Source organism: Pseudactinotalea terrae (assembly GCF_009733845.1).
GTDB lineage: Bacteria > Actinomycetota > Actinomycetes > Actinomycetales > Beutenbergiaceae > Pseudactinotalea > Pseudactinotalea terrae.
This window is the reverse complement of record NZ_WNXZ01000007.1, coordinates 141,691-158,276: the sequence shown is the minus strand read 5'-3', so window position 1 is coordinate 158,276 and position 16,586 is coordinate 141,691. Positions and strand designations below refer to the sequence as shown.

The window sequence follows — 16,586 nt, the reverse complement described above, 5'->3', positions numbered from 1 at the left end:
TGCGAGGATGACGGCGATGGACTTCCACCCCGACCGGTTCGTGTCGCTCGCACGCCAGTTCGGGCCGCGGGCCGCTACGCGCGCGCTCATGCTGGTGCAGGGTGGCGCGGTCACGGTCGGCAGCGTGGTGCGGGTCGGGTACACGGTCGAGGTCGAGGGCGTGATCCGCGATGGCGGCTATCCGGTCGAGGTCACCGTGCGCCTCGACGAGACCGACGGTGAGGTCTTCGGCGAGTTCTGCACCGAGCACGGCAGCGACGGCTGCGAGCATACGATCGCCGTGCTGCTCGCGGGCATCCCAGCCGAGGTCGCCCCAGCGCCCCAGACGCCCGCGTGGCAGCGGACCCTGTCCGCCGTGGTGCCGGCGACGGCGGAACCCGAGCAGGGTGCTCGGCTCGCCCTGTTCATGGGCGTGGTCGTGCCACGGCGGACCGCACGCGACCGGTGGAGCTACGGCGTCGACCGGGAGTCCTCCCTGGCCGTACGCCCCGCCCTCATGGGCGCGCGCGGCCGATGGATCAAGGGCAGCACCGAGTGGCACGCGCTCTCGATGCACCGGGCAGGGGCTCATGTCATCGGCCTGCTCGAGGAGCTCGCCGGCCGGCACGACATGCTCTCCCGCAGCTACATGTACGGCACCCCCGAGTGGCTGCCGCTCGCGGATGTCGGCTCCCGCGGGCTGTGGCAGCTGCTGCTCGAGCTGCGGGAGGCGGGCGTCGAGATGATCTCCCCGGGCAAGGCGCAGCACCCGGTGCGGCTCTCGGAGGTCACGGCCCGCGCGCGTGTGGTCGTCGAGGAGCACGACGCGCACCTGCACGTGCGGGCCGAGCTGCTGATCGGCGACGAGCTGGTGGACCCGACCAGCGTGCACCGCGTCGGATCGCCCGCGATCGCCGTCGCGCAGGTCAGCAACCCGGGCCTGGACAACGAGCAGACCACGCTGGTCCGGCTCGACTCCCCGGTCGCGGAGCCGCTGTGGACCCTGCTGACCGCCGACGAACCCGTGAGCATCGGCGAGCACGATCGCGACGCCTTCGAGCGCGACTACCTGCCCGGGCTGCGCACGTTGGCACCCCTGGAGTCCCCCGACCACAGCTACGAGATCCCCGCCGAGCCCCAGCTGGCGCTCGAGCTCGACCTGCGTGCCCACCGTGACCAGGTGCACCTGACCTGGGCCTGGACCGGCACCCCACCGGGTCGACGGCGAGACCAGGTCCGCGAGCAGGAGATCCTCGCCCGGGTGCGGGACGCGGTCGGGGAGCACGCCCACCTGGCCGAGGCTGCGCCGTCGGGCACAGAACCCCGGAGCAGGACGCTGCTCGGCACGAAGGGCGTGATCTTCCTCGCCGAGGTGCTGCCGCGGCTGCGGGAGGTCGAGGGGGTGCGGGTCGTCGAGGGTGAGGATCTGCCCAGCTACAGCCCCACGGCGAGCGGGCCGGTGGTCTCGATCGCGGCGGAGCCGGGCGAGAACGACTGGTTCGACCTGCGGGTGAAGGTCGAGGTCGACGGCGAGCAGGTCCCGTTCGGGGACATGTTCGTGGCGCTGGCGCGGGGTGAGCCGATCTTCGTGCTTCCCGATGGTCGCTACTTCTCGCTCACCGGACCCGAGTTCGATCGGCTGCGCGCCATCATCGAGGAGGCGCGCGCGCTCAGCGACAAGCCGCTGGCCGAGGGGCTGCGGATCAGCCGCTACCAGGTGGACCTGTGGCAGGAGCTGGTGGACCTGGGGATCGTGCACGCCCAGGAGCAGGCGTGGCTGCAGGCGGCGCGCGGGCTCACCGACTCGGTGGTGATGGAGCAGCTGCCGGTGCCGGCGGGGGTGCGCGCGGAGCTGCGGCACTACCAGCAGACCGGGCTGTCGTGGCTGCACTTCCTTCGCACGCACGCGCTCGGCGGGATCCTCGCCGACGACATGGGCCTGGGCAAGACCCTGCAGGCGATCGCGATGATGGAGGCGGCGCGCGCGGAGAACCCGGCGATGGCGCCGTTCGTGGTGGTCGCGCCCACGAGCGTGGTGGGCAACTGGGTGCGCGAGTGCCGCCGGTTCGCACCGGAGCTGCGGGTGGTGGCGATCGACGCCACCGAGCGCCGCCGGGGCACGCCGCTGGTGGAGGCGGTCGCGGGCACGCACGTGGTGGTGACCTCCTACACGCTGCTGCGACTGGAGGAGGAGGCCTACCAGGCGCTGCCGTGGTCGGGTGCGATCTTCGACGAGGCGCAGATGATCAAGAACCACCGCGCTCGCGGGTACCGCAGCGCGAAGCTGCTGCCCGCACCCTTCAAGCTGGCGATCACCGGGACCCCACTGGAGAACAACCTCACCGAGCTGTGGGCGCTGTCGGCGCTGGTGTGCCCGGGGCTGCTGGGTGGCGAGAAGCAGTTCGCCGATCTCTACCGGGCCCCGATCGAGAAGGACCACGACACCAAGAAGCTCGCGCGCCTGCAGCGGCGGCTGGCGCCGTTCCTGCTGCGCCGCCGCAAGGAGGAGGTGGCTACCGAGCTGCCACCCAAGCAGGAGCAGGTGCGCGAGCTCGAGCTGCACCCCAAGCATCGCCGCCTGTACGAGCTGCGTCTGCAGCGGGAACGGCAGAAGGTGCTGGGCCTCATCGAGGACATGGAGGCGAACCGGTTCCAGGTGTTCCGCTCGCTGACGCTGCTGCGTCAGCTCGCCCTCGATGCCGAGCTGGTCGACTGGGACGAGGCGCCCGACGGCGATGGTGCGGCCATCGCTGAAGGCTCGCCTCCGCCGTCGGCGAAGCTGGAGGCGCTGACCGACCTGCTCAACGAGGCGGCCGCGGAGGGGCACCGGGTGCTGGTGTTCAGCCAGTTCACCCGGTTCCTCTCCAAGGCACGCGACCGTGCGGAGGCGGCAGGTGTCGGCACCGCCTACCTCGACGGCCGCACCCGCCACCGGGAGGCGGAGATCGAACGGTTCCGCGCCGGTGATGCGCCCGCCTTCTTCGTGTCGCTCAAGGCCGGCGGGTTCGGGCTCAACCTCACCGAGGCCGATTACGTGGTGCTCCTCGACCCGTGGTGGAACCCCGCCGCCGAGGCCCAGGCCATCGATCGCACCCACCGCATCGGCCAGACGAGATCGGTGATGGTGTACCGGCTCGTCGCCGCCGACACCATCGAGGCCAAGGTCCTCGGGCTGTCGGCCCGTAAGGCGAAGCTGTTCGCCGATGTGCTCGACGGCGGTGCGGCCGGCTCGGCCGGGAACCTCACCGCTGACGAGATCCGGGGGTTGGTGAGCTGACAGGTGGCAAGGTGCTTCGCCCCGCGAAGGTAGTGTTTGAGGAGTACGAATGGTAGCGTTTGATTATTACGCTTGGTAGCGTTCGGTGGTGGGATATCGCTCCAGAGTGGCCGACTCGCTGCTGGCTGACCTGCTCGAGCGACTGCCGGCCGTCGCTGTCGACGGCGCCAAGGCTGTCGGCAAGACAGCATCGGCCCAGCGGCTCGCGCGGTCGTCGATCTTGCTCGACGACGAGGCGGAGATCGAGCTGCTCCGGGCGGATCCACAGCGGCTGGGAAAGATGCAGTCCCCGGTTCTTCTCGATGAGTGGCAGAAGTACCCGCCTGCGTGGGATCTGGTTCGTCGGGCCGTCGATGGTGGCGCTCCATCCGGCAGCTTTGTGCTCACAGGGTCGGCCACGCCCCGGGCAGACATCCACACAGGAGCCGGGCGCATCGTCCGGCTTCGGATGCGCCCCATGTCGATCGCTGAACGCGCCCTCGTCCCGCCGACGGTCTCGCTCGGCTCATTGCTGACAGGCAGGCGGCCAGCGATCGAGGGCACCGCCTCGGTGACCCTGGGTGACTATGCCGACGAGGTGGTGCGGTCCGGCTTCCCGGGTATCCGCGATCGGGCGCCGCGTGATCGGGTCGACCTCCTCGACGGCTACATCGACGCGATCGTGGAGCATGAGTTTGCTGAGCTCGGTCATGTGGTTCGGCGGCCTGCCGCCCTGCGCGCATGGCTGCGGGCCTTCGGTGCTGCGACGTCGAGCACCACGGCATACAGCGGACTGTTGGACGCGGCGACCCCAGGTCTCGCGAACAAGCCGGCGAAGACCACCACGATCGGGTACCGCGACACCCTGGAGCGGCTGTGGATCCTCGACGAGCTGCCCGCCTGGGGAGGACCCCGCCGTCATCTCGCGAGTCTCACGCAGGCACCCAAGCATCACCTGGCCGACCCAGCGCTCGCCGCTCGCTTGCTGGGCGTCAGCGCTGGCGCGCTTGTCGACTCGCCGTGGCCGGCCGGCGAGACACCACGCGACGGCACGCTCCTCGGAGCGCTGTTCGAGTCATTGGTGACGCTGAGCGTCAGGGTGTACGCCGGTGCTGCGAGCGCCTCGCTCGCACACCTGCGGATGCGGGGTGGCCAGCGAGAGGTGGACCTGATCGTGGTGCGCGACGACGGGCGCATCCTCGCGCTCGAGGTCAAGCTCGCTCGAACCGTGCGCGAGAGCGACGTCCGGAATCTGCTGTGGCTTCGCGAGCGGCTCGGGGACGACCTGCTCGATGCCGCCGTCATCACCACGGGCGAAGCCGCCTATCGGAGAGGGGACGGGATCGCCGTCATTCCGGCAGCACTTCTTGGTCCATGACAGCATCGTGCGCCGACGCTCGGCGCGGGGCTGGATCGTGATCACGCCCGAACGGCCGGGCTGCTCACGACAGGCGCTTCCGCGGAAGCGCCCTACGCCCGGGATCAGGGGATCGACCTCGCCGAGGTCGCCCGCGGTGATCGAGGCGGGCGCAGCTACGCCTGGTCGGAGTACCGCGACTCTGGGTACGCGTTCGACCCGCCTGCGATGACGACGATGCTTCGTCGTTCCGACGCCAAGGTCGTCGTCTGGCACGGCAACCCGGACACCGGTACCGCCCAGACCGGTGAGCTGTACGACCTCAACGCCGACCCGCGTGAGCTCGTCAACCTGTGGGACGACCCCGAGCATGCACAGCTGCGGGCGGACATGTGCGCGGCCGTGCTCGATCTGCAGATGTGGCACGAGGACCGGACCGCGGCACGCGTCGCGCCGTGGTGAGCCAGCACGGCGGCAGCTGTGAATGTTCGCACCCGGCACCGCGCCAGCGATCGCCGCACGCACCGCATCGGCCAGACGAGATCGGTGATGGTCTACCGGCTCGTCGCCGCCCACACCATCGAGGCCGAGGTCCTCGGTCTGTCGGCCCGCAAGGGGACGTTGTTCGCCAATGTGCTCGACGGCGGCGCTGCAGGCTCGGCTCAGCCTGGAACCTCACCGCTGACGAGATCCGGGGGTTGGTGAGCTGAGCGAGGCGCGGGGTGGCGATCGGCCGCCGAGTGATCCTGCGGGAACCGCACCGACGCATCCGGGACGGACGACGCTTCCACGTGATAACCCATCAGTTATATCCTGGGTCGATGAACCGAGGCCTGGGCGAGTGGGTGCGAAACCGACGCGAGCTGCTCGACCTGTCACAACGTGAGCTGGCCGCTCGCGTCGGGGTCACACAACCGATGATCTCGGCGATCGAGGCGGGTCGTCGAGCTCCGACGCCGCAGCTTCGGGTTGCGATCGAGCAGGCACTGGCACTCCAACCGTCGGCGGCCCTGCGGCGGCGACGGGACGACATCGCCCAAGCCGTTCGCCGGCACGGCGGCCTCTCCGTGATGGTGATGGGCTCGACGGCGCTGGGGACGGACGGTCCCGGCTCCGACCTCGATCTGTTGGTCCAGTTCGGCCCCGACCGGGACATCTTGGATCTGCTCGCGCTGGAAGAGGAGCTTTCTCAGATGCTGACCATTCCGGTGGATGTGGTGTCGACCGGGTCCGACGGTCGCGTGATCGAGAGCGCACGCCTGACGGCGGTACCGCTGTGACCGACGAGCGCACCGAGCGTCGGCTGCAGGATCTGGTCGGCTTCGCAGCAGAGGCGCGGTACATCACCGACCATGGGCGCGCTGCCTATGTGGCCGACACCCCCGCCGGTGCGTTGCTGCGCAATGCCGGCGAGCGAGTGCTGATCAAGATCGCGACGGTCGTGGAGCGGCTCAGCGAGGACTACCGAGCCGCACATGCCGATGTCGACTGGGTCGCCATCATGAGGATGCGCAACTTGGTGGCGCACCACTATGACAAGGTCAACCACGACCTGATGTGGACAGCGCTGGTCCGTCGCGTTCCCAGCCTCCTCCAGGCCCTCGATCTGCCGCGCGGCGAGCCGCCACGTGAGAGCGCCGAGGCCCCACCCCTGGGTACCGAGGGTCTGAGCCACCCGTGAGGGACAGACGCGGAACTGGTCTGTGCCGTGCACCAGCTCCGCATCTGTCCCGAGCATGCGCCCGTCAGCCGGCCGCGATGCCGTCGAGCTGAGCGAGCTCTTCCTCGGAGAGCTGCAGCGAGCCGGCGGCGATGTTCTCCTCGAGGTGGTCGAGGCTGCCGGTCCCCGGGATCGCGAGCACGTGCGGCCCACGGTGCAGGGTCCAGGCCAGCCGCACCTGCGACGGCGAGGCGTCGTGCGCCGCGGCGATCCGGGCGACCACGTCCGCACCGGTGGTGTCGACCGAGCCGCCCGGCACCGCGCCGGCGATCGCCGCACCCATCGCGAAGAACGGCACGAACGCGATCCCGCGCTCGGCGGTGATGGCCAGCACGTCGTCGTCCGTGCGCTCGGTGAGCCCGTACCGGTTCTGGACCTCGACGATCGGGGTGATCGCCAGCGCCTCGAGCAGCTGATCGGCGTTCACGTTGGAGATGCCGATATGCCTGAGCAGGCCGGCCTCGCGGAGCTCGACGAGCGCGCCGACGTGCTCGGCGACCGAACCGCCCTCCTTCCCGAGGCCGGAACCCCAGCGGAGGTTGACGACGTCCATGTGGTCGCGCCCGAGCTCGCGAATGTTCTGCTCGACCTGGGCGCGGAGCTGCTCCGGGCGCGCATAGGACTCGAACTCGCCCGCGCGGGACCGGCTCGCGCCGACCTTGGTGGCGATCACCAGATCGTCCGGGTACGGCTGCAATGCGGTGGCGATGAGCTCGTTGGAGGAGCGGGTCGGGAGGAAGTAGAACGCTGCGGTGTCGATGTGGTTGACGCCCAGCTCGACGGCGCGGCGCAGCACCGCGATGGCGCTCTCGCGGCTGCGTGGGGCCGGGTCCCACGGCATGCCGGTCAGTCGCATCGCGCCGAACCCGATGCGGTTGACCGTGCGGTCGCCGAGCTGCCAGGTTCCGGCGGACTGGGCGGACAGGGTGGTGGTGGTCATGGGGTGTTCTCCTTCGAGGGTGGTCGTGCAGGTCAGACGGCGAGCGAGAAGGTCTCGTGCCGCGAGGCGGTGATGAGCCGCGCGCTGAGCTCCCAGAGCCGGCGCGCGGAGTCGGGGTCGATCGCGTGCGGAGCGGCGTCGGCCGGTGGGTTGGACATGTCGATCGGGCCGGAGCTGGGATCGAGCGGGGCTACATCGCCGTTGTTGAGATAGACGCCGCCGGTGCTCGCGAGCAGCGGGTGCGCCGCTGCCACGAGAATCGTGGCGGCTCCTTGCTCAGGGGTCTTGAGGCCCCGCGTCGGGTCGATGATCGGCTCGCCCCGCTCGTCGATGAGCCCCATGGCCCGGCGGGCATCCTCACCGGCGCTCCGGTTGAACCCCGTCGCCGCGATGATGCCTGGATGCGGTGCATAGGCGCGGATGCCGGCATCGGCCCACCGCCGGTCGAGCTCGACGGTGAACAGCACGTTCGCCGTCTTCGACTGCGAATAGGCGAGGTCCGGGTGGTGGTGGCCGCTCCGGAAGTGCGGGTCGTCCCACAGGATGTCGGACATCCGGTGCGCGCCGGAGCTCGTGGTGACCACCCGGGCGTGACCGGCCGCGAGCAGCACGGGCATCAGCCCGAGCGTCAGCTGGAAGTGACCGAGGTGGTTGGCGGCGAGCTGAGCCTCGTAGCCGCGGGCATCGTGCTGGAGCCCGCCAGCGGAGGGCAGCCCGGCGTTGTTGACGAGGATGTCGAGGGGGCGACCCTCTCGGAGGGACCGGGCGGTGTACGCCTCGATCGACTCGGGCACGAGGAGGTCGAGCTGCTCGACCTCCACCCGCCTGATCCCTTGCAGCGCGCGCTTGGCCCGCTGGGGGTCGCGAGCGAGGACCGTGACCCAGGCGCCGGCCGCGCTGAGCGCGCGGGTGGTGACGAGTCCAAGGCCGGAATGGCCGCCGGTGACGACGGCGTTCATGTCGGTGAGGTCGATGCCGGCCATGACGTCGGCGGCGGTGGAGAAGGCGGTGAACCCGGTGCCGACGGGGTGCTGACGGTGAGGCATGAGTGTGAGTCCTTCCGTAGGCTGACACTGCGACGCATCAGCGCTACCATGATTACCGGAACAACGTTCCGGGTAGGACTATACGGAACATGGTTCCGATTACGCAAGGGGTGTGTGTCAGTGGCAACGTCAGGAACGTCCGCCGAGCGGGCTCCCGATGCACCCACCGGGACCGATCGCCGCATGCGAGCCGACGCGCAGCGCAACGTCGACGCGCTGCTGACGGCCGCGGCCGAGGTGTTCGCGACCTCGGGTGTCGACGCCCCCGTACGCGAGATCACGGCCAAGGCCGGGGTGGGGACAGGGACGCTCTACCGCCACTACCCGCTGCGCGCCGATCTGGTCGCTGCCGTGTTCCGCAACGAGATCGACGCCTGTGCCGACGCAGCCCCAGCGCTGATCGAGGAGCACCCACCGATGGCGGCACTGAGCCGCTGGCTCGAGCGCCTGCAGGGTTTCTTCGCTACCAAGCGTGGGCTCTCGGCCGCGCTGCACTCCGGCGACAGCGCCTACGAGAAGCTGCCCGACTACTTCCGGACCCGGTTCGTGGCCGCGCTCAGCACGCTGCTCGAGAACGCAGCGGCCGCCGGCGAGATCCGCTCCGACGTCGATGCCGCCGAGCTCCTCAGCGCCGTCGCCCAGCTGAGCATGAACGCCTACGGCCTCGACGAGGGTTACACGGACCGAATGATCGGGCTGTTGCTGGACGGTCTGCGGTACGCGCGCTGACCAGCGCGTCCCACTGCCAGCGATCGCGCGAGGCGCCGGCGCCGGCACGCCGTCGTCGACGCCTTGATAACAGAAAGGTCACGGAACGGACTGTGCGAGGTTGTGAGGCCCTCCGGCCGCAGGCCAGAGTTCCACCATCGACCACCAGCACCCACCCGACATGGGGGCTCGGCGGGCGGGACGTCCGGTACGACCCGCAGCCGACGGCGGTCGCGAGCACACCAGGGGAGCCACATGACCGCAACCATCTCCGCCGAGGACACCATCGCCACGGTCGCCCCGCCGGCGTACCGACCGCTCACACCGAGCGGGCCGGTGATGACCCCGGTCGTCGAGGAGTACCTCCTTGAGCGAGAGCTCCTCGAGTCCATGGTCGCCGCGATCCACGCCGGCGGTCTCAGCGCTCTTGAGCTTGTCGAGATGGACGAGCCGAGTGGCGACATCGCTGCGGCACTGCTGCAGTGGAACGCGCCTGAGGCTGCCTGAGCGGCTCAGAGCGCTTCCAGCCCGACCAGCCTCCAGGTCTCCTGCGTGGAGACCAGCGGGAAGGTCGGGTCAGCCGGACGTGGCGGCACCGGCGACGCCACGAACGAGATCGGCTGGGCCGACGCACCGGCCCAGAGCGAGCGCACGGGCAGGTCTGCCTCGAGCAGCAGGGCGGAACCCGGTTGGCGCATCGCGGACTTGGCGATGTCCCAGCGTGACATCGTCCATCGCGACAGGGGATGAAACACCAGGTACTGCTGAGCCTGGGTGAAGGGGCCGTCGTCTCCCTCGGCGAGCCGGCGTTGTCCCTCCGTCGCGGCCCATTGCCCGGCGGAGCCGCTGACGTGCACGAGCCGGAACATGCGCACGGTGGTGATGCCCGCGCGCGCCGCCTCGAGCTGCACCTGGTCACGCCAGTGCCACAACAGGTCCATCGTCAGTGGCTCCAGCGTCGGCACCGCGACCCGCAGGCGCGTGGCGACCGCTTGAGCGCTGAGCACGGCTGGGGTGTCGTCCACGAACACCGAGTAGAACGCCCTGCGGCGCCGCAGCACACTCGCGACGCAGTCGTTGAGGAACAGTCCGAGTGGCGCCGACCGCAACGCCTTGCGTGTGCGCCAGATGGCCGCCACCTGCTCGGCGAAGGCCGTCAGGAACGGCTTCCTGCTCTGCGGCGGGCTGTCGAACCAGGTCGCGAACCACGGCATCGCCTGGCTGACGAGCACGGGCCGCTTCTCCCGGAGCCTGATCAGCTCGTCCGCGACGGCAGCGGCCCACGAAGGGATCTGGCTGGTCACCGGCAGACGCGCCGCTACGTGCTCGAGCTCGATCGCGGCCATGTCGTAGAGCGCCTGTTGCTGGAGCTGCCCGGCGAGCGGGTCGGGCAGCGTGGCCTCGGTGACGTCATCGATGTGCGCATACGCACGCAGCAGCTGTTCGCGTCGAGTCGGCATTCGTGCGCCCTCTCCCGGGCGGCGGGGGAGGTCGTCGTTGATGCGGCAGCAGGCGCCGTCTTGTCACCCCCCGATGACGACGACGCCCACCTGCTGAACCGCGATCGCGGCACGGCAGGATGTGTGAACCGTGGTGCTGATGAGGCCGGGCAGGCCTTCGCGTGGAGAGTAGCGCATGTCAGCGCAGGCGTGTAGATGTCAGGATCCGCGGCGGCGTCCGTGGTCGCGCCCGTTTCCAGCGTTGTCAACGATCCGGCCGGCACAGGCGGTCCTCCGCCCGGTCCTGGGCGCGCGCAACAGGTAGACTCATGTCAAGACGAGCGTGCCTGTTGGGCCACGGGCTCCCACAGACCGAGAGGTGTGACATGACGAGCACGAAGGTGACGCTCCCGGGCGAGTCGGAGCAGCTGCCGATGCGGTACGGCGGCGAGCCGATCACACCGGAGGAGGCGCTCGGGGTCGCTCGCCGGATCGCTCGCGCCCAGGTGGCTCAGGGCCGCAAGAACGCCCAGATCCCCGACCACCTCCCTGGCACCGATGAGCTGCTCGTCCCGTGGGCCTGCCGGCTACCCCCACGCCTGCTCGCCTTCGTGCGTGCCAAGGCCGACATGGAGGGCGTGACCGTCACCGATGTCGTCTCGCAGGCGCTGACGGCCTATGCCGCCTCCGCTCCCGGCGCCACGGTCACCTACAAGGCGCCGCGGCGATCAGGCTAGGGATTCGGCCCGGTCGCAGGAGGCTCGCTCGCGCCACCCTGTTCTCGCTGCTGGGCCGGCGGCGCGAGTGCGGCCCTGAGGATCGCAGCGGTGTCGTCACCCGCCTGGGCCGCCGCCGTGTTCGCGGCGGAGATCGCGTCGAGGACCTCGGCTCGATGGACACGCACGGAAGAGGGTGCGTCGACACCGATGCGGATGTCGCCGCCGGGTCGGACCTCGAGCACCGTGAGGGTGATGTCGTCACCGATGACGATCCGCTCTCCCACCTTGCGTGTCAGTACCAGCACAACAACGACCCTACAGCGTATAGACGCAGAGGCTTCTAGGCGGGCTGGTGCTTGGCTGCCTCGCCGTCGATCCAGCCCACGGGCAGCCCGAGGTCGTGCACCGTGCTCGGTGTGCTGGTCATCGCCGCGGCCTCCACCGCGATGGCATCGATCATCACGTGACGCCGCATCTCCTGCACCGACCGCGCCACATCCAGCGGCTTCATCCGCGCATCCACCACCAGCCACACCTGGTCGGGAGCCAGCACCTGCACCCGGGCGGCGTGCTCCGCCGTCGTGTCCCCGTACACGCCCAGCCCATAGGCGACCAGTGTGACCTGCCCCCGCTCGACACCTCGCGCGCGTGCCTGGGTGATGCGGTTGCGCTCCTCCATCAGGGGCCGCGCCGCACCGTCGTCGAGAGTGCCCGCCAGGAGCACCGCGGCACCTGCGGCGCCGGCAGCGTCGGCCATGGACCGCACGACCCGGAGCGCCGCGTCGTGCGGGCCGAGGACCATCACCAGGTCCCCGGCACCGTGGAGCGGCCGCACGCCTGAAGCCCTCGGGTCCGGTGCGTCGTCTCCGCTGGTCCCGGTCCCTGCCGTGATCGCGTCGAGCAGATCGGCGAATCGCGGTGACTCCGTGGAGACGGTGGTCGGGGCAGACGCTCCCGCCATGGTGTTCTCCGCCGCCTCGGCAGCCCCTAGCAGCGCGGCAAGGCCCGTCGGCGCGGAGCCGGGCGGCGGCCCCTGCGGCACGGTGGCCCGGCGGTCGGACACCTCGACGACCAGCTCGTAGTGCTCCCTGGCCAGGAACCCGGCGATGCCACCGGTGCGCACCCGATCCCCCGACACGATCCGCCCCTCGGGGTACCGCGCGCGGGCGAGCACCTTCAACGACTCCAGGTCCTCACCCTCAAGCCGATAGCGCCTTGGCATCGCGGATCACCCCCACCGTCTCGATGGCGACGTCGGCCGCGGTCACCTCCGCGTACGAGAGCACGGCGATCCGACCCGACTGCGCGCCGATGAGCCTGGTCACCGCGGGTCGCAGCGCCGGGGCGCAGACCAGGACGGCGCTGGTGCCCTCGTTCTGCAGCGCGGTCACCTGTGCGGTGACCGCGGTGAGCACCGAGTCGATCTGCGCCGGGGGCAGCAGCAGCTGGGAGGTGCCCTCGGCGGTCCGCAGGCCCTCCAGCAACGCCTGCTCGAGAGCGGGGTCGATCGTGACGACCCGCAGCGTGCCCTGGTCGGCGTGCGAGGCGACCACGGCGGGTGCGATGCCTCGCCTGGCCGACTCCACGAGCCCTTCGATGTCGGTGGAGGTCTTCGCCCGGACGCTCAAGGACTCAAGGATCCGGGTGAGGTCGTTGATCGGGACGCGCTCGGCGAGCAGCCCCTGCAGGACCTGCTGCACCTGCGCCAGCGTCAGCACGTTGGGGATGAGCTCGTCGACGGCAGCAGGCGAGGCCGCCCTGACGGCGTCGACCAGTACCCGCACGTCCTCGCGGGTGAGCAACCTGTCGGCCTGGTCCGTCACGATCGCGGAGAAGTGGGTGACGAGGACGGACACCCGATCGATCACGGTGGCGCCCGCCATCTCGGCGGCATGCCGCATCTCGCTCGGGATCCACTTGCCGGCCAGTCCGAACACGGGCTCGACGACCGTTGCACCGGGGAGGGCGTCGAGGTCCTCCCCCAATGCCAGCACCTTGCCCGCCGGCGCGGTGCCCCGGCCCGCCTCCACGCCTGCGATCCGCACCGTGTAGGTCCCTGCGGGAAGCTCGATGTTGTCCCGGGTGCGCACCGGGGGGATCACGATGCCCAGCTCCATCGCGAGCTTGCGGCGCAGCGCCTTGACCCGACCGAGCAGATCATCGCTGTCACCGACCAGGTCGACGACGTCGGGGGCGAGCGTGATCTCGAGGGCATGCACCCGCATCTGCTCGATCAGCGCCTCCGGGGAGTCGCCGTCCATGGGCAGCGACTCGGCCGCGGCGACCCGCGCGGACTCCTTCGCCGCGGCTGCCTCGCCCGCCTTGATGCGCTGCGAGGCCAGCAGCAGCAGCCCGCCGATGAGGACGAACGGGATCTTCGGCATGCCGGGGATGATCGCCATCGCGATCGCCGTCCCGCCCGCGATCATGAGCGCGACCCGGGACTGGGCGAGCTGTTCGCCGGCCGCGCTCCCCATGTCCGTCTCCGCGTTGGAGCGGGTGACGATCAGACCGGTGGCCACCGCCATCAGCAGCGCTGGGATCTGCGAGACGAGGCCGTCGCCGATGGTCAGCAGCGAGTAGGTGCTCAGTGCGTCGCCCGCGCTCATGCCGCGCTGCAGCATCCCCATCGCGAACCCGCCGACGAGGTTGATGAGGATGATGATCACGCCCGCGATCGCGTCACCCTTGACGAACTTCGACCCGCCGTCCATCGCGCCGTAGAAGTCGGCCTCGGCGGCGACGTCGGCGCGGCGCCGACGGGCCTCCTCATCGGTGATCAGACCCGCGTTCAGATCGGCGTCGATGGCCATCTGCTTGCCGGGCATCGCGTCGAGGGTGAACCGGGCACCGACCTCCGCGACCCGCTCCGCGCCCTTGGTGATGACGACGAACTGGATGACGACGAGGATCAGGAAGATCACCGCACCGATGATCATCGACCCGCCGACGACGATGTGACCGAAGGTCTCGATGACCTCACCGGCGTAGCCGTCACGCAGGACCAGCCGGGTCGAGGCGACGTTCAGGCCGAGGCGCAGCAGCGTCGCGACCAGCAGCAGCGAGGGGAACACCGAGAAGTCGAGGGGCTTCTTGGCGAACATCGCGGTCAGCAGGATCACGAGCGCGCCGATGATGTTGACGACGAAGAGCGTGTCCAGCAGGGCGGCCGGCACGGGCACGACCAGCAGCATGATGATCGCCACCACGCCGATGGGTACGAGCAGCTGGGAGAAGTTCCGGTTCACATCGGCCTCCTAGGCGGTCCGGGGATGGTGGTGGGGCGCCGTCGGACCGGTCGGCACGGTGTACGTCCGGCCGGGTGTGCGGGCGCCGCGGCGCTCGAGCGCCATCACGAACGCGAGGACCTTCGCGACGGCGTCGTACAGCTCGACGGGGATCTCTTGTCCGATCTCGCACGCGGCGTGCAGCGCCCGGGCGAGGGGGATGTCAGCGACCAGAGGGACGCCGTCGTCTCCTGCTTGCTCACGGATCCGGGTGGCGATCGCCCCCGCACCCTTCGCGACCACCCGGGGGGCGGATCGCCCTGGCTCGTACCTGAGGGCGACCGCCACATGCGTGGGGTTGACGAGGACGACGTCGGCGTCCTTGATGGCAGCGATCATGCGGTTGCGGGACATCGCCAGCTGCCGAGCGCGGCGGTGGGACTTCACCAGCGGATCGCCCTCGCTGGTCTTGTTCTCGTCCTTCACCTCCTTCTTCGTCATGCGCGTCTTCTTGCGGTTGCGGCGGCCGACGACGAACACGTCGACCGCTGCGAGGCCGAGGCCGGCCACCACGGCCCACTGCAGCAGGGACGCGACCCCACCCCCGGCAGCGGACAGCATCGCCGCGACCGACAAACCCCCCGAGGAGAGCAGGATCGGGGTCAGCGCCTGCACCGCCGCCACCAGCACCGCCGCGACGACCGCCGTCTTCAGGGCGGCCTTGGCGCCGTTCCACAGGGCCTGCGGCCCGAAGGTCCGCTTCATCCCCGACACGAGGTTGAGGCTCTCCGCGGACACCTTGAACTTCTTCAGGTGCACCCGACCCTGCAGCACCGTGCCCGCGACCGCGGCCACGCAGGTCGCGACCAGCACCGGTGCGAGGGTGCCCATCAGCGACGTCAGCCCGTTCTCGAGCGCGCCCAGCGCAAGTCCCGGCTCAGGACTGCTGATGACGCGCTCCACGGTCACGAGCTGGTCCTGGGCGGCCTGGGAACCGTTGCGCAGCGTGAGCGGCAGCGCGAGCGCCCCGGCTCCGATCCCCAACCAGGCCGAGAGATCCTGCGATCGGGAGAGCTGGCCATCCTCGCGGACCTTCTTCATCCGCCTTTCGGTGGCCTGCTCGGACCGCTCCTCGCTGCTGCTGTCGCCCATCAGCCCACCCCCAGCAGGATCGTGGCGGCCTGATCGGTCAGCGACGCCACGATCCGCGGCAGCGCCAGGAACGCGGTCGCGGCGAACGTGACGGTCAGCAGGATCTTCAGGGGGAACCCCAGCGAGAACGCGTTCAGCGCGGGCGCGACCCGATTGAGCAGACCGAGCCCGACATCGGCGAGAAACAGCACCACGAGCAGCGGACCGGCGATCTGCAGCGCCGCCAGGAACATGCTGGTCACCCCGGCCACCAGCGCCGCAGCGGGATCGACGACCGGCAGGCTCTCACCCAGCGGCAGCACGGCGAACGTCCGGGTCAGGCCCGCGATGATCAGCTGGTAGCCGTCGGAGGCGAACAGCAGCACCAGGGCCGTGAGCTGGTACAGACGCGAGAACTGGGCCCCGGAGACCTGCATGCCCGGGTCGAACGCCTGCGCCATGGCGAACCCGCCGAACAGGTCGATCAACCCACCCGCGGACTGGACGGCGGCGAAGACCACGGCCACCAGCGCTCCCAGCGCGGCCCCGATGAACAGCTGGTCCAGGAGTGTGAGGACGAACCCGCCGAGATCGGTGGAGGTGGCGTAGCCGGCGGTGACGACGGGTGCCACGGCCAGTCCCAGCCCGACCGAGAGCATCGCCTTGACCCGGGCGGGGACGGCGGTGTGCGCGAACGGCGGCGCGATGAAGAGGAACGCCGCCACCCGCACCGACGCCAGCAGCACCGCCTCCACCCAGGACTGGTCGAGCGAGACCTCCACGCGGCATCAGCCGCCGCTCAAGAGATCCGGGAGCCGTGCGAACAGCATGTGCGTGAACGTGATGAGCTCGGACACCATCCAGTGCCCGCTGATCAGCAGTGCCACCGCCACCGCGGCGGCCTTCGGCACGAACGACAACGTGATCTCCTGGATCTGCGTCATCGACTGGAACAGCGAGATCCCGAAACCGACCACCAGCGCGGTCACCAGGATCGGCAGGCACAGCTTCGCGGCGAGGACCAGCCCGGAGACGGCGAGGTCGAGGACGGCGGTGGTGTCCAC

At 70.2% G+C, this 16,586-nt stretch carries 18 protein-coding genes; 9 read left to right on the top strand and 9 right to left on the bottom strand.

Annotated elements, in window-relative coordinates; translation table 11 throughout:
- Positions 1 to 7: 7 nt before the first annotated feature.
- From GPA03_RS19480 to GPA03_RS19455, 6 genes are all read left to right on the top strand, one after another.
- Entirely contained in the window at positions 8 to 3,256 is a 3,249-nt protein-coding gene (locus GPA03_RS19480) for a DEAD/DEAH box helicase (protein WP_206673656.1), read from the top strand.
- Between the two features lie 88 nt (positions 3,257 to 3,344).
- Entirely contained in the window at positions 3,345 to 4,613 is a 1,269-nt protein-coding gene (locus GPA03_RS19475) for an ATP-binding protein (RefSeq protein ID WP_206673655.1), read from the top strand.
- A 207-nt stretch (positions 4,614 to 4,820) separates the two neighbouring features.
- Positions 4,821 to 5,054: a sulfatase/phosphatase domain-containing protein gene (locus GPA03_RS19470; protein ID WP_156253724.1), complete on the top strand. Its 234-nt coding sequence runs from the start codon at positions 4,821 to 4,823 to the stop codon at positions 5,052 to 5,054.
- Positions 5,055 to 5,072: 18 nt separating this feature from the next.
- Positions 5,073 to 5,297: a hypothetical protein gene (locus GPA03_RS19465; RefSeq protein WP_156253723.1), complete on the top strand. Its 225-nt coding sequence runs from the start codon at positions 5,073 to 5,075 to the stop codon at positions 5,295 to 5,297.
- Positions 5,298 to 5,314: 17 nt separating this feature from the next.
- Positions 5,315 to 5,872 carry an XRE family transcriptional regulator gene (locus GPA03_RS19460; RefSeq protein ID WP_206673654.1) on the top strand — a complete coding sequence of 186 codons (558 nt, stop codon included), beginning with the start codon at positions 5,315 to 5,317 and terminating at the stop codon, positions 5,870 to 5,872.
- Positions 5,869 to 6,273, top strand: coding sequence for a HepT-like ribonuclease domain-containing protein (locus GPA03_RS19455; RefSeq protein WP_206673653.1), 405 nt, complete (start codon positions 5,869 to 5,871; stop codon positions 6,271 to 6,273). The genes GPA03_RS19460 and GPA03_RS19455 overlap by 4 nt, the downstream gene beginning before the upstream one ends.
- Before the next feature lie 64 nt (positions 6,274 to 6,337).
- Here GPA03_RS19455 and GPA03_RS19450 read toward each other — a convergent pair whose 3' ends face one another.
- Both GPA03_RS19450 and GPA03_RS19445 read right to left on the bottom strand, forming a co-directional pair.
- Positions 6,338 to 7,252 (bottom strand): oxidoreductase, encoded by a 915-nt coding sequence (locus GPA03_RS19450; RefSeq protein ID WP_156253721.1) that lies wholly within the window; start codon positions 7,250 to 7,252, stop codon positions 6,338 to 6,340.
- Positions 7,253 to 7,284: 32 nt separating this feature from the next.
- On the bottom strand, positions 7,285 to 8,298 hold the full coding sequence (locus GPA03_RS19445) for an SDR family NAD(P)-dependent oxidoreductase (protein ID WP_156253720.1): 1,014 nt from the start codon (positions 8,296 to 8,298) through the stop codon (positions 7,285 to 7,287).
- Between the two features lie 183 nt (positions 8,299 to 8,481).
- On the opposite strand from GPA03_RS19445, the gene GPA03_RS19440 reads away from it, so the two are divergent.
- Together GPA03_RS19440 and GPA03_RS19435 are read left to right on the top strand one after the other, a co-directional pair.
- Positions 8,482 to 9,027, top strand: coding sequence for a TetR/AcrR family transcriptional regulator (locus GPA03_RS19440; RefSeq protein ID WP_206673652.1), 546 nt, complete (start codon positions 8,482 to 8,484; stop codon positions 9,025 to 9,027).
- 234 nt (positions 9,028 to 9,261) lie between these two features.
- The gene (locus GPA03_RS19435; protein WP_156253718.1) at positions 9,262 to 9,513 is read left to right on the top strand and encodes a hypothetical protein; all 252 of its coding nucleotides are present in this window, start codon (positions 9,262 to 9,264) and stop codon (positions 9,511 to 9,513) included.
- A 5-nt stretch (positions 9,514 to 9,518) separates the two neighbouring features.
- On the opposite strand, the gene GPA03_RS19430 is transcribed toward GPA03_RS19435, so the two are convergent.
- Positions 9,519 to 10,466 (bottom strand): hypothetical protein, encoded by a 948-nt coding sequence (locus GPA03_RS19430; protein ID WP_156253717.1) that lies wholly within the window; start codon positions 10,464 to 10,466, stop codon positions 9,519 to 9,521.
- 365 nt (positions 10,467 to 10,831) lie between these two features.
- Here GPA03_RS19430 and GPA03_RS19425 point away from each other — a divergent pair, with 365 nt between their 5' ends.
- Positions 10,832 to 11,182, top strand: a complete 351-nt coding sequence (locus GPA03_RS19425) for a hypothetical protein (protein WP_156253716.1) — start codon at positions 10,832 to 10,834, stop codon at positions 11,180 to 11,182.
- Here GPA03_RS19425 and csrA read toward each other — a convergent pair.
- From csrA to fliQ, 6 genes are all read right to left on the bottom strand, one after another.
- A complete protein-coding gene (csrA, locus tag GPA03_RS19420) occupies positions 11,179 to 11,469 on the bottom strand; it encodes a carbon storage regulator CsrA (RefSeq protein ID WP_156253715.1) in 291 nt (96 codons plus the stop codon). The two genes, GPA03_RS19425 and csrA, sit on opposite strands and share 4 nt — an antisense overlap.
- A gap of 35 nt (positions 11,470 to 11,504) precedes the next feature.
- Complete coding sequence (locus GPA03_RS19415) at positions 11,505 to 12,386, bottom strand: hypothetical protein (RefSeq protein WP_156253714.1); 882 nt, start codon at positions 12,384 to 12,386, stop codon at positions 11,505 to 11,507.
- Entirely contained in the window at positions 12,364 to 14,358 is a 1,995-nt protein-coding gene (locus GPA03_RS19410; RefSeq protein ID WP_241681402.1) for a flagellar biosynthesis protein FlhA, read from the bottom strand. Before GPA03_RS19410 ends, GPA03_RS19415 begins: the two co-directional genes overlap by 23 nt.
- 63 nt (positions 14,359 to 14,421) lie before the next feature.
- Positions 14,422 to 15,543 (bottom strand): EscU/YscU/HrcU family type III secretion system export apparatus switch protein, encoded by a 1,122-nt coding sequence (locus tag GPA03_RS19405; protein ID WP_156253712.1) that lies wholly within the window; start codon positions 15,541 to 15,543, stop codon positions 14,422 to 14,424.
- Positions 15,543 to 16,304 (bottom strand): flagellar biosynthetic protein FliR, encoded by a 762-nt coding sequence (locus GPA03_RS19400; protein ID WP_156253711.1) that lies wholly within the window; start codon positions 16,302 to 16,304, stop codon positions 15,543 to 15,545. Before GPA03_RS19400 ends, GPA03_RS19405 begins: the two co-directional genes overlap by 1 nt.
- Positions 16,305 to 16,310: 6 nt before the next feature.
- Positions 16,311 to 16,586 (bottom strand): flagellar biosynthesis protein FliQ, encoded by a 276-nt coding sequence (fliQ, locus tag GPA03_RS19395; protein WP_156253710.1) that lies wholly within the window; start codon positions 16,584 to 16,586, stop codon positions 16,311 to 16,313.

What these genes read in the sequence shown, in the direction of transcription:
- GPA03_RS19410 (WP_241681402.1), bottom strand. Translation starts at nt 14,358, where the DNA reads ATGCTGCTGGTCGTGCCCGTGCCGGCCGCCCTGCTGGACACGCTCTTC.
- GPA03_RS19405 (WP_156253712.1), bottom strand. Translation starts at nt 15,543, where the DNA reads ATGGGCGACAGCAGCAGCGAGGAGCGGTCCGAGCAGGCCACCGAAAGG.
- GPA03_RS19415 (WP_156253714.1), bottom strand. Translation starts at nt 12,386, where the DNA reads ATGCCAAGGCGCTATCGGCTTGAGGGTGAGGACCTGGAGTCGTTGAAG.
- GPA03_RS19440 (WP_206673652.1), top strand. Translation starts at nt 8,482, where the DNA reads ATGCGAGCCGACGCGCAGCGCAACGTCGACGCGCTGCTGACGGCCGCG.
- GPA03_RS19425 (WP_156253716.1), top strand. Translation starts at nt 10,832, where the DNA reads ATGACGAGCACGAAGGTGACGCTCCCGGGCGAGTCGGAGCAGCTGCCG.
- GPA03_RS19445 (WP_156253720.1), bottom strand. Translation starts at nt 8,298, where the DNA reads ATGCCTCACCGTCAGCACCCCGTCGGCACCGGGTTCACCGCCTTCTCC.
- GPA03_RS19470 (WP_156253724.1), top strand. Translation starts at nt 4,821, where the DNA reads ATGACGACGATGCTTCGTCGTTCCGACGCCAAGGTCGTCGTCTGGCAC.
- GPA03_RS19430 (WP_156253717.1), bottom strand. Translation starts at nt 10,466, where the DNA reads ATGCCGACTCGACGCGAACAGCTGCTGCGTGCGTATGCGCACATCGAT.
- GPA03_RS19450 (WP_156253721.1), bottom strand. Translation starts at nt 7,252, where the DNA reads ATGACCACCACCACCCTGTCCGCCCAGTCCGCCGGAACCTGGCAGCTC.
- GPA03_RS19435 (WP_156253718.1), top strand. Translation starts at nt 9,262, where the DNA reads ATGACCGCAACCATCTCCGCCGAGGACACCATCGCCACGGTCGCCCCG.
- GPA03_RS19480 (WP_206673656.1), top strand. Translation starts at nt 8, where the DNA reads ATGACGGCGATGGACTTCCACCCCGACCGGTTCGTGTCGCTCGCACGC.